Source organism: Kitasatospora aureofaciens, from assembly GCF_019192735.1.
Taxonomy (GTDB): domain Bacteria; phylum Actinomycetota; class Actinomycetes; order Streptomycetales; family Streptomycetaceae; genus Kitasatospora; species Kitasatospora aureofaciens_A.
In genome coordinates, this window is the sequence record NZ_JAHTKP010000010.1 from 202,813 (window position 1) to 214,640 (window position 11,828).

10 protein-coding genes and 1 pseudogene are annotated in these 11,828 nt (G+C 73.6%); 8 read left to right on the forward strand and 3 right to left on the reverse strand.

Annotated features, from left to right (window positions below; all coding sequences use genetic code 11):
- The first annotated feature begins 63 nt into the window (after positions 1-63).
- Entirely contained in the window at positions 64-477 is a 414-nt protein-coding gene (locus KV557_RS13690; protein ID WP_218200157.1) for an HIT family protein, read from the forward strand.
- A 27-nt stretch (positions 478-504) separates the two neighbouring features.
- A pseudogene (locus tag KV557_RS44850) lies at positions 505-570 on the forward strand (carbohydrate-binding protein); the annotation flags it as partial.
- 102 nt (positions 571-672) lie between these two features.
- On the opposite strand, the gene KV557_RS13695 reads toward KV557_RS44850, so the two are convergent.
- Positions 673-885, reverse strand: a complete 213-nt coding sequence (locus KV557_RS13695) for a hypothetical protein (RefSeq protein WP_218200158.1) — start codon at positions 883-885, stop codon at positions 673-675.
- On the opposite strand from KV557_RS13695, the gene KV557_RS13700 reads away from it, so the two are divergent.
- The 3 genes from KV557_RS13700 (at position 884) to KV557_RS13710 (ending at position 4,587) form a co-directional block, all read left to right on the forward strand.
- Entirely contained in the window at positions 884-1,933 is a 1,050-nt protein-coding gene (locus KV557_RS13700; protein ID WP_218200159.1) for a serine hydrolase domain-containing protein, read from the forward strand. The genes KV557_RS13695 and KV557_RS13700 overlap by 2 nt on opposite strands.
- Positions 1,934-2,085: 152 nt before the next feature.
- Positions 2,086-3,270 carry a thiolase family protein gene (locus KV557_RS13705; RefSeq protein WP_218200160.1) on the forward strand — a complete coding sequence of 395 codons (1,185 nt, stop codon included), beginning with the start codon at positions 2,086-2,088 and terminating at the stop codon, positions 3,268-3,270.
- 126 nt (positions 3,271-3,396) lie between these two features.
- Positions 3,397-4,587, forward strand: coding sequence for an alpha/beta hydrolase family protein (locus KV557_RS13710; protein ID WP_218200161.1), 1,191 nt, complete (start codon positions 3,397-3,399; stop codon positions 4,585-4,587).
- 63 nt (positions 4,588-4,650) lie between these two features.
- On the opposite strand, the gene KV557_RS13715 is transcribed toward KV557_RS13710, so the two are convergent.
- A complete protein-coding gene (locus KV557_RS13715; RefSeq protein ID WP_218200162.1) occupies positions 4,651-5,193 on the reverse strand; it encodes a winged helix-turn-helix transcriptional regulator in 543 nt (180 codons plus the stop codon).
- A gap of 113 nt (positions 5,194-5,306) precedes the next feature.
- On the opposite strand from KV557_RS13715, the gene KV557_RS13720 reads away from it, so the two are divergent.
- The 3 genes from KV557_RS13720 (at position 5,307) to KV557_RS13730 (ending at position 11,207) form a co-directional block, all read left to right on the forward strand.
- Positions 5,307-6,764 carry an MFS transporter gene (locus KV557_RS13720; protein WP_218200163.1) on the forward strand — a complete coding sequence of 486 codons (1,458 nt, stop codon included), beginning with the start codon at positions 5,307-5,309 and terminating at the stop codon, positions 6,762-6,764.
- Positions 6,765-6,972: 208 nt separating this feature from the next.
- On the forward strand, positions 6,973-10,656 hold the full coding sequence (locus KV557_RS13725; protein WP_218200164.1) for a SpoIIE family protein phosphatase: 3,684 nt from the start codon (positions 6,973-6,975) through the stop codon (positions 10,654-10,656).
- A gap of 143 nt (positions 10,657-10,799) precedes the next feature.
- Positions 10,800-11,207, forward strand: coding sequence for a nuclear transport factor 2 family protein (locus KV557_RS13730; protein WP_218200165.1), 408 nt, complete (start codon positions 10,800-10,802; stop codon positions 11,205-11,207).
- Between the two features lie 4 nt (positions 11,208-11,211).
- On the opposite strand, the gene KV557_RS13735 is transcribed toward KV557_RS13730, so the two are convergent.
- Positions 11,212-11,828: S-adenosylmethionine:tRNA ribosyltransferase-isomerase (locus KV557_RS13735; protein WP_218200166.1), on the reverse strand; the 617-nt coding region annotated here is incomplete at its 5' end.

Here is an 11,828-nt window from a genome sequence, read left to right on the forward strand (position 1 = left end):
AGGCCGCGCCGCGGGCCGTTTGCGGGGGCGCCGGGGGCGGCGGGCGGCGGGTTGAATGGACGGATGGACTGCGTCTTCTGTGCCGTCGTGGCGGGCACCGAGCCCGCGCACCTGGTGCTGGACGACGAGGCCGCGGTGGCCTTCCTGGACAGCCGGCCACTCTTCCCCGGGCATGTGCTGGTCGTGCCACGCGCCCACCACCACACCCTGGCCGACCTGCCGGCCGCCGAGGTGGGGCCGTTCTTCCTGCAGGTCCAGCGGGTGGCCGCAGCGGTGGAGCGCGGGATGGGTGCGGCGGGCAGCTTCGTCGCGGCCAACAACCGGATCAGCCAGTCGGTGCCACATCTGCACGTCCACGTGGTGCCGCGCAATCCGAAGGACGGACTGCGCGGGTTCTTCTGGCCGCGCGGGAAGTACCCGGACGAGACGAGCGCGGCCGAGATCGCCGCGCGGCTGCGGGCGGCGTTGGAGGGGTAGGCGCTTCTCGGGGGGAACGCCTCCACCGCGTACACCGGCGGCGCGCCCGTCTCCTACAACGGGCACAGCTGGACCGCCAAGTGGTGGACCTAGAACGAGCCCCCCAGCACCGTCGCCGAGACGATCCGCAGCATCAGCAGCGCGCTGGAGTGCAACGGCAGCAACACCGCGCAGATGCAGCACCGGATCAAGCCTCTACCAGAGCTTCGCCCAGATCCTCGGGGTCGGCCCCGGGGCGAGCCTGAGCTGCTGAGGCTTCGGTCCGTCAGACGCCCCGCTGTGCTCGGGTACTTCCTCGTACCTCGCCGAGCGCAGCGGGACGTACTCCTGGGGGCGCAGCGGGAGGCGGTCGAGATCACCGTACGGGCTGACGAATTCGCAGGTGGGCGCGCCTAGGCTCACAGTCATGAACGAACTCGCCTGCCTCGTGCAGCAGACCGTCGACCGGCTCGCCGGCCGGCACGTCGGCGCGGTCGTCGCCGGGCTGGCCGGCGGCGCGGTGGAGATCCGTGGCGCCGGGCGCACAGGGCCGGGCGGCGGCGCGCCCGGGCCGCGCACCCTGTTCGAAATCGGCTCCGTCACCAAGGTGTTCACCTCGCTCGCGCTCGCCCGGCTGGTCCTCGACGGCTCGGCGGAGCCGGACGAGCCGGTCGGCGCGCTGCTGCCGGACGGTGTCCAGGTCCCCTTTCGGGGTGGGCAGGCGATCACCCTGCGGCACCTCGCCACCCACACCTCGGGGCTCCCCCGGCTGCCGCGGGGGATATTCACGAGCGCCCTGTTCACCGCGCGCAGGTCCGATCCGTACGCCCACTGCACGGCCGACCACGTGCTCGCCGGGCTTGCGCGGACCAGGCTGCGGGCCGTGCCGGGGCGCAGCTTCCGCTACTCCAACCTCGGCGCCGGGCTGCTCGGCCTCGCCCTCGCCCACCGGGCCGGCATCGGCTACGAGGAGTTGGTGCGGCGCGAGGTCTGCGTGCCGCTGGGGCTCGCGGACACCGTGGTGACGCCGGGCGAGGACCGGTCCGGGCGGCTCGCCCCGGGGCACGCGCCGGGCGGGCGGCCGGTGCCGTACTGGAGCCTCGCCGATCTCGGAGGCATGGGGGCGCTCCGCTCGACCGCCGCCGACCTCGCGATACTCCTGCGGGCCCAGCTCGCCGCCGGCCGCGAGCCGGACGGGCCGCTGGCGCCCGCGATAACGCTCACCAGGGAGGTGAGGCACCGGGTCAACCCGTTCGCCTGGATGCACCTGGGGTGGCTCGGCCACCGCCTGCACACCCAGCAGGGCGGCCACCTGCAGATCTGGCACAACGGCGGTACGGGCGGGTTCCGGTCCTTCGTGGCCTTCGATCCGGAGAAGCAGGTGGGGGTGGTCGTGCTGGTCAACACCAGCCGATCGGTCGATGCGGCCGGGACGGCGCTGCTGCGCAGGCTGCAGAACGAGTTCGCGACGACGTGAGGGAGGGTGCGGGTGGTAGGCGCGGGCGGGTAGGCGCAGGTGGTGGCAGAACGGTCCCGATGAGCCGAGCGCCTAGAAGGTTGGATTCTCGGACTCACTAGTCCTATAGTGAGTTTGCTTTTCCAACCACCTTCACAGGAAAGGCGGCCGTCATGCGTGACGCCGTGATCGTCGAAGCCGTTCGCACGCCCGTCGGGAAGGGCAAGCCAGGAGGCGCGCTCTCCGGCGTCCACCCGGTGGAGCTGCTCTCGCACACCCTTCAGGCGCTGATCGGGCGCAGCGGCATCGACCCGGCCCTGGTCGACGACGTGATCGGCGGCTGCGTCGACCAGGTCGCCGAGCAGGCGATGAACACCACCCGCTACGCCTGGCTCGCGGCCGGGTTCCCGGATTCGGTCCCGGCCACCACCGTCGACCGGCAGTGCGGCTCCTCCCAGCAGGCCGTTCACTTCGCCGCGCAGGGCGTGATCGCGGGCGCCTACGACGTGGTGGTGGCGTGCGGGATCGAGTCGATGAGCCGGGTGCCGATGTGGTCCAACGTGCCGCCCGGGGCGGACCCGTTCGGGGCATCGGTGGCCGCGCGCTACCCGGGCGGATTGGTCCCGCAGGGCGTCAGCGCCGAGCTGATCGCCGCGAAGTGGTCGATCTCGCGCGAGGCGATGGACGTCTTCTCCGCAGACTCGCACGCCAAGGCGGCGCAGGCCCACGCGGACGGCCTGTTCGAGGCCGAACTCGCGCCGGTGCCCACGTCGAACGGTCTGGTGAGCATGGACGAGTCGGTGCGTCCGGGCACCACGCCGGAGGTGCTGGCAGGGCTCCGTCCGTCCTTCGCCGACCCGGGCTTCGCCGAGCGGTTCCCGCAGATCACCTGGTCGGTGACGGCCGGCAACAGCAGCCCGATCAACGACGGCGCCTCCGCCGTCCTGATCACCAGCAGCGAGACCGCCGCCCGGCTCGGCCTGCGCCCGCTGGCCCGGCTGCACTCCTTCGCGGTCACCGGCTCGGATCCGCTGCTGATGCTCACCGGCGTGCTGCCCGCCACCGAGAAGGTCCTGCGACGCTCCGGGCTCGGGCTCGCCGACATCGACCTGTTCGAGGTGAACGAGGCGTTCGCCAGCGTCGTCCTGGCCTGGCTGCAGGAGACCGGCGCCGACCCGGCGAAGGTCAACGTCAACGGCGGCGCGATCGCCCTCGGCCACCCGCTGGGCGCGAGCGGCACGCGGCTGATGACCACCCTGGTGCACACGATGCGCCGACGCGGGGCCCGGTACGCGCTGCAGACGATGTGCGAGGCGGGCGGCCTTGCCAACGCGACCGTCCTGGAGGCGCTCGACTGACCCTGCCGGTGACACCCCTAAGGGTCCGGCGTCATCCTGCGAGAGGAGAACCGTCATCCCTCCGGCAACACCCTTACATCGCTGAGGCGACGTCAACTGCCTTACCTGCCGCCTAATCTCCCATTCATGACCGGAATTCGTCGCACTGCCGCGGCGGCGGCACTCCTGCTCGCCCTGCCGCTGTCCGTCGTCGCTGCCGCTCCCGCGCTGGCCACGCCCACCGCCCCCGTCCCGGCCACCGCGCCGGCCACCGCCACCGTGCCGGCCGGCGTCCACGTCGACCTCCCGCGCCCGACCGGCCCGCACGCGGTCGGCCGGGAGATCCTGCACCTCGTCGACCAGGACCGGCCCGACCCGTGGGTCCCGTCGGCGGGCCCGCGCCGGCTGATGGTGTCGATGTACTACCCCGCCAAGGCCGGGACGGGCGGGCCGGCCCCGTACATGACGCCCGAGGCCGCGAGGCTCATGCTGGACGGGAAGCTGCCCGGCAACACGATCCCCACCGAAGCCGTCACCGGCACCGGGACGTGGGCGGAGTCCGACGCGCACCCCGAGCACGGCCGGTACCCGCTGGTGCTGCTCTCCCCCGGCTTCACCATGCCGCGCACCGAACTGACCAGCCTCGCCGAGGACCTGGCCAGCCGCGGCTATGTCGTCGCACTCGTCGACCACACGTACGAGAACACCGGGACGACCTTCCCCGACGGGCGGACGCTGCCCTGCGCGATCTGCGGCACCTTCCCCCCGGGCGGCCCCGAGGCCGTGGACGCGAGCCGGGCGAAGGACATGTCGTTCGTCGTCGACCGGTTGACCGCCCACCCGCACCCCGCCTGGCGCTACGCCCGCATGATCGACGCCGACCGGATCGGCATGGCCGGGCACTCGATCGGCGGCTCGGCCGCCATCCCGGCCCTGCTCACGGACGACCGCATCCAGGCCGGGGTGAACCTGGACGGCACGATGGACTACAAGGTGCCCGACACCGGACTCGACGGCAAGCCGTTCATGATGATCGGCCACCCGCTCGGCGGCGGCCACGAAGATCCCACCTGGACGGACGCCTGGGCCAAGCTCGACGGCTGGAAGCGCTGGCTGACCGTGGCCGGCTCCAACCACGGCACCTTCACCGACAACCCGTTGTTCTTCGAGAAGCTCGGCCTCCCCCAGCCTCCCGGCACCACGATCACCGCTGAGCGGGGGGTGCAGCTCACCCGGGAGTACGTCGCGGCCTTCTTCGACCTGCAGCTGAAGGGGATCGACCAGCCGATCCTCGACGGGCCGACCCCGGATAACCCGGAGATCGGCTTCCACCCGTAGCGCACCTCGTCCAGTGAGGCCGCCGACAGCATGTCGGCGGCCTCATCGGCGTTGCGGGGACCGCTACTTGGCGTCCGCCGCCGAGGCGATCGGTTCCAGCAGCCGATGCGGACGGGCGAGCGCGCGCGAGACGGGGTCGGTGCGCGGGGCGGCGGAACGGCCGGGGTTGGGGCGCATCACGACCTCGGCGGCCGGGACGGCCGGGCCTCCGCAGTGCGGACAGGCGCCGGCGAGGTCGAGGTCGGTGCCGCACGCTGCGTGCGCGAAGAGGTGGTGCGGGCCTCCGGGGGTCGCGTGCCGGCCGCCCCAGCGGCTCAACAGGTAGAGCGGCGGCCACAGTTCGAGCCCGGCGTCGGTGAGCAGGTAACCGTGGCGCAGCGGCGCCTGCTGGTAGGGCTCCTTGCGCAGGACGCCCGCCGCGACGAGGGCGTTGAGCCGGGCGGTGAGGACGGCGCGCGGGATGCCGAGGTGGGTGAGGAAGTCGTTGAAGCGCTGCACGCCGTAGAACGCGTCGCGCACGATCAGGAGGCTCCAGCGTTCGCCGACCACCTCCAGGGCGCGGGCGAGTGCGCAGTCCTGCAGTTCGTAGTCGGTTCCCAGCGCCATGCCGGTCAGCCTAGTCCAGAGGGCGAGTGGGTTCAATCAACAGACTTGAAGTGGTACCATACCGCCCCGAGAGAAGGTTCGTTCACCAGACTCACGCTCGGGAGGGAACACCCATGTCCCCCGCACCACCCCACCCCGCGCCCGTCCGGCCCGGTGCCACGCTGCTCGTCACCGCGCTCACGACCGCGCTGGTCACCGTCGCCTACACGGCCCCCACCGCCTCGCTCGCCGCCACCGCCGAGGCCGCCCACCTCGGGGCCTCCGGGCGCACCTGGATCCTCACCGGCACCCTCGTCGGCATCTCGGCGCTGCTGCTCACGGCCGGGAGCGCGGCCGACGACCACGGGCGCAAGCGGGTCTTCACGGTCGGTGTGGCGGTGTTCGCCGCCGCCGAGGCGCTCGCCGCGCTCGCCCCCGGCGGCACCGTCTACCTCGCCGCGCGGGTGCTGCTCGGCGCCGGGTCGGCGGCGATCCTGGCGCCCGCGCTCGGCCTGATCAGCCACGCCGTCCCGCCGGGGCCGGCCCGGATCAGGGCGCTCGGCGGGTGGGGCGCCGCCGTCGGCCTCGGGATCGCGGTCGGCCCGGTCTACGGCGCGCTGGTCGAGCAGTGGGCCGGGTGGCGCGCGGTCAACGGCGGGCTCGCCGTGGTGTCCGCGGCGCTCGCGGCCGTCGCCTCCGCCGTCCTCACCGAGTCCCGCGCCGACCGGCCGCGAGCGCTCGACCCGTACGGCGTGCTGACGCTGGCCGCCGGGACGTCGTGCCTGATCGCCGGGCTGGCCCAGGGCCGCAGCGGGTGGGGACGGCCGGTGGTGCTGGTGCTGCTGGCGCTCGGGGTGCTGCTGCTGGTGCTGTTCGCGGTGGTGGAGGCGAGGGTCCGGGAGCCGATGCTGGACCTCGCGCTGTTCCGAAGCCCCGGCTTCATCGCCGCCACCGGCGGGGCGATGTTCACCGGGCTGTCGCTGGTCGGCTTCATGAGCTACCTGCCGGCGCTACTCCAGGGCGTCCTCGGCCTGTCCGGCCTGGCGGCCGGCGGGGTGCTGGCCATCTGGTCGGGCCTCTCGGTGGTCGCCGCACTGCAGGCCCGGCGACTGGCCGCGCGCCTGTCGGCGACCACGCAGGTCGCGCTCGGGCTGCTGGCCTGCGGCGCGGGCGAGGCGGGGCTGTACGGGCTGGGGCCGGACTCCACCTGGGTGCGGCTGGCGCCCGGGCTGGTGGTCGCGGGGATCGGCAGCGGGGTGCTGAACGCGGCGCTCGCCCGGCTGGCGGTCAGCAGCGTGCCGCCGCACCGGGCGGCGATGGGCTCGGGCGCCAACAACACGTCCCGGTACCTGGGTTCGGCGCTCGGCGTCGCGGTCACGGTGGCGGTGGCGGCCTCCTCCCGCCCGACCGGCCCGGGCCACGAGGCGGCGGCCCGCGCCCTGGCGGCGGGCACCGACCGGGCCGTCCTGGTCGCCGCCGGACTCTGCCTCGCCGGCGCGCTGCTGGCGGTGGCCGCGCGAGCGGCGGAGGCCCGGGCCGGCGCCGAGGCGGAGGCCGAGGCCCCCGCCCGTGAGCGGGTCGCCGCAGGGTGAGGGCGCGAGAAGTCGGCCGGGTCGACTTCCTGCGTACGGGGAGGGCTTGGGCTGGGCCGGATTCAAAAGTCGGCCCAGCCGGCTTCCCGCGCGCCGAGCGGCAAGGCACCACTATCCGGGCCCGATAGCCGTACGGTGAGCGCTCCGACGGGCCTGCGTGCGAAGATGGCAGGGCTGGTGGAAACGATCTCCGGACGGTTCTCTGGCCATGGTGAACGAGAACGAGCGGGACCAGGGCGAGCCGCGGCAGGACGGCCTGCTGATGGTGCCGATCGCCACGGCGTTGGTCGAGGCCGACGGGCGGATCCTGCACTGGAGCGGCGACGCGGAGGCACTGCTCGGTTACACCGCGGCCGAGGCGCTCGGGGCCAAGGCCGCCAAGCTGCTCACCTCGGACGAGCGGCGGTCCGAGGTGCTGGAGCTGTTCCAGCGGATCCTGGACGGGCGCGGCTGGTCGGGCGTGTTCCCGGTCCGGCACCGGGACGGACACCTCGTGGACCTGGAGTTCCGCACCCACCCGATCATCGGCCCCGGCGGTCGGCCGCTCGTGCTGGCCGTCGCCGCGGACGTGACGTCGCTGCGCCGGATCCAGGCGGATCTGGCGGTCCTCGACGGGTTCTTCACCCAGTCCCCGGTCGGGATGGGCGTCTTCGACCCCGAGCTGCGGTTCGTCCGGCTGAACGAGGCGCTGGCCCGGGCCAACGGGCTGCCCGCCGAGACGCATCTGGGCCACCGGCTCACCGAGCTGCTGCCCGGGATCAGCGGCGCGGAGGCGGAGGCCGTGATGCGCCAGGTGCTGGAGACGGGCGCGCCCGTCGTGGACACCTGGTCGCACGGCCGCACCCCGACCGACCCGCGGCACGACCACGCCTGGTCCGCCTCGTACTTCCGGCTGGAGGCCCCCGGCGGCCGGGTACTCGGGGTCAGTTCGACGGTCATCGACATCACCGAGCGGTTCCGCGCGGACGCGCGCGCCGCCCGGGCGCAGGAGCGGCTGGCCCTGCTGGTCGACGCGACGGCCTCGATCGGCACCACGCTGGACCTGCGGCAGACCGCCCGGGAGCTGGCCGGCGCCATGGTGCCCAGGGTGGCCGACATCAGCGGCGTGTTCGCCCTGGAGGCGCTGGTCGCCGGTCGTGACGTCGAGCCGCCGGAACCGAACTCCTCCCCGCTGGTGCGCCGCCTGGCCCTCGCCACCACGGACCCGGCGCTGTATACGGCGGACATCCTGCCGATCGACGCGGTGTACGAGCTGCCGCCCGACTCCCCGTACACGCGGGCCCTCGCCACCGGGCGCACGGTCGTCGTGTCGTCCTGGGAACTGCCGCTGCTGAGCGAGGGCCTCACCGAGAGCCACCGCTGGGCCTACATCGGCGACCGGCCGCACGCGGTGCGGATCACCCCGCTGGTGGCGCGGGGCACCACGCTCGGCATGGTGGTGTACTCGCGGCGCGGCGCCCGTGAGTCCTTCGCGGAGGCGGACATCACCCTCGGCGACGAACTCGCCTCGCGCGCCGCCGTCGCGATCGACAACGCCCGGCTGTACCTCCGCCAGCACCAGACCGTGCTGGCCCGCCAACAGGCGCTGCGCGAGGCGAAGGCCGCGCAGGAGCGGCTGGCACTGGTCAACGCCGCCTCCGCCCGGATCGGCACCACGCTCGATCTCGACCGCACGGCCCAGGAGTTGGCCGAGGTGGCGACGCCCCGGCTGGCCGACACCGTGGTCGTGGAAGTGCTGGACGACCTGGTCCGCGGCGAGCGCGAGGCCCGCGCCACGGCGGACGGCTCCGCCCTGCTGCGGCGGATGGCGTTCCACTCGGTGCCCGGCTCCACCATGCAGCCGATCGCCCGGCCCGGCGGCGTGCACCGCTTCCTGCCCGGCTCGCCGTACGCGTGGTGCCTGGCCAACCGCAAGCCCGTGCTGGTGCCGCGGATGGACGAGGCGGGAATGGCCTGGTTCGCCGACGACCCGGTGCGCACGGCGGCGGTGCGGGAGCAGAACGTCCGCTCGTTCATGGTCGTCCCGCTGATCGCGCGCGGCACGCCGATCGGCGTCGCGGGCTTCTACCGCACTCTCGTCGAGCACCCGTACGAGGACGCCGACCTCGCGCTGGCAGGGGAGTTGGCGGTGCGGGCGGCGGTGTCGATCGACAACGCGCTGCTGTTCACCCGGGAGCACGATGCGGCCGCCGCCCGGCAGCGCGCCCTCGACGAGGCGCGGGCGGCGCAGCAGCGGCTGTCGCTGCTCAACGAGGCGAGCAAGCGGATCGGCACCACCCTCGATCTCCACCGCACCGCACGGGAGTTGGTGGAGATGGTGATCCCGCGCTTCGCCGACTTCGTCACCGTCGACCTGCGCGACGCGGTGCTCGGCGGCGAGGAGCCCGGTCCCGTCCCGGCCGACGGCTCGGTGCTGATGCGGGCGGTCGCGATCGGCGAGGCGTCCGCGGACGCCACCATGACCGGCGCCGCCGACGAGGTGGGCGAGACCTCGCAGTCCGCCGAGATATACGCGGAGAGCCTGCGCACGGGGCGCTCGATCCTGGTCTCGGAGGTCACCGAGGCGGAGCTGCGCCGGATCGTCGCCTCGCCCGACCGGGTCCAGCCCGGCCTGGACGCCGGGATCCACTCGTACCTGATGGTGCCGCTGGTGGCGCGCGGACTCGTGCTCGGCGGGGCCGAGTTCGTCCGCACCCGCAACCCGGCGGCGTTCGGGCAGGCCGACCGGTCGCTCGCCGAGGAGCTGGCCGCCCGCACCGCCCTGGCCATCGACAACGGGCGGCTCTACCGGCGCGAGCGGGACACCGCACTCACGCTCCAACGGAGCCTGCTGCCACAGGAGATCCACCGTACGCTCGGCCTGGAGATCGCCTACCGCTACCTGCCCAGCAGTGTGGTCAGCGAGGTCGGCGGCGACTGGTTCGACGTCGTGCCGCTCTCCTCCGAGCGGGTCGCACTGATCGTCGGCGACGTCATGGGACACGGCATCCGGGCCGCCGCCACGATGGGCCAACTGCGAACCGTCGCCCGCACGTTGATCACCCTCGACCTGGACCCGGAGCGGGTCCTGTACCGACTGGACGAGGCCACCACCGCCATCGGCGAAGGGCAGTTCGCCACCTGCGTCTGCGTCGTTTTCGACCCGGTCGACCGCCGCTGCGCCGCCGCCTGCGCCGGCCACCTGCCCCCGGTGGTGGCGGACCCGGAGGGGGGAGCCCGACTGGTCGGGCTGCCGCCAGGCGCGCCGCTCGGGGTGGGCGGAGTCCCGTTCGAGAGCGTCGAGTTCACCCTCCCCGAGGACGCCATCCTCGCCCTTTACACCGACGGGCTGGTCGAGCGCCGGGGCCACGACATCGACGAGGGCCTGCGCCTGCTCTGCCGCACGGTCGCCGACCGGCGCCGCTCGCTGGAGCAGACCTGCGACGCCGTCCTGGCCGAGCTCACCGGCCGCACCAGCGAGGACGACATCGCCGTCATCATGGCGCAGGTCCGCCCCGTCGGCACCGACCGGATCGCGACCCTGCCGCTCACCGGCGACCACGCGATGGTCGGGCACTCGCGGCGCTTCACCCGCAAGACGCTCACCGCGTGGGGGCTCGAAACGCTCGCCGACTGGGCCGAGCTGCTCACCAGCGAACTGATCACCAACGCCCTCGTGCACGCCGGATCGCCCACCCAGCTACGGCTGTTCTGCAGCCGGCTGCTCACCGTCGAGGTCGCCGACCGGGAGAGCGAGGCCCCCCGGATCCGGCGCGCCCGCGCCGAGGACGAGGGCGGGCGCGGCATGCACCTGGTCAACGAGCTCGCGCACCGGTGGGGCAGCCGGCGGACGAAGGACGGCAAGGTGGTCTGGTTCGAGCTGGAGCTGCCGCCCGGGAGCTCGCCTCCCTGACCTGCGGCACCTTCCTGAACTGCGCCGACAACTCCTGGTTGTCGGGCTCCCGCTGCGGTTGTTGGCCCGGCGGGACGGGTGGGCGGTTATCTGGTGGCACGGCGGGACAGCCCCGGCCGAACGGACCAGAGGAGCCACTCACCATGAACCAGCTCGACGCCCGCACCGTTGTCACCGACTACGTCACCGCCATCGCCGACGGCGACCTCGACACCGCGATCGCCTGCTTCGCCGACGACGCCACCTGGGAGTACCCGGGCAACCTGCCGCTGTCGCGGGTCTGGCGCGGCAAGGACGCCATCCTCACCGACTTCCTCGGCTCGGTGCGGACCCTCTTCGCCCCCGACACCGCCCTGGAGGTGACGCTCACCCAGGTCCTCGCGGACGGCCCGCAGGCGGTCGCCGAGTGGACCGCCAAGGGCACGGCCGCGAACGGCGCCGCGTACGAGAACCACTGCGCCGCCGTGTTCACCGTGGAGAACGGCCTGATCACCGCTGTCCGCGAGTACCTTGACACCCAGCACGTGGCCCAGACCCTGTTCGCCGGATGAGGAATCACTCCGGCAGGAGCAGGTTCACGTCGCCGAACTCGTGCCAGAGGTAGTGGTGGTGGACGGCCTCGCGGTAGCAGTGGGCGAGGAGGGGGAGGCCGGCGACGGCGGCGAGCATGTGGAGGTGGGAGGCGCGGGGTTCGTGCCAGCCGGTGAGGAGGCCGGCGACGGCGCGGACACCGCGCTCGGGGGTGATCACCAACTCCGTCCAGCCGTCGGCCTCGTGGACGGTGCCGTCCGGGTCGGCGGCGGACTCCAGAGCGCGGACCACGGTGGTGCCGACGGCGATCACCCGGCCGCCGTCGGCGCGGACGTGGCCGACCAGCCGGGCGGTGGCCGCCGGGACGTGGAAGCGTTCGGCGTAGGGGGCCTCGTGGGCCTCGGGGGACGCGACGCCGGTGTGCAGGGTGATCGGCGCGACCAGGACGCCGCGACCGGCCAGGCGGGCCACCACCTCGGCGGTGAACGGACGGGCGGCGCTTGGCATTTCGCTGCTGCCGGGGACGGTCGCGAACACCGTCTGGTAGGCCTCGATCGGCCAGTCGCGGTCCACGTAGCCGTACCGGATCGCCCGGCCGTGCAGCGCAAGGTAGGACAACAGCTGGGCGGGGAGGGTGAGTT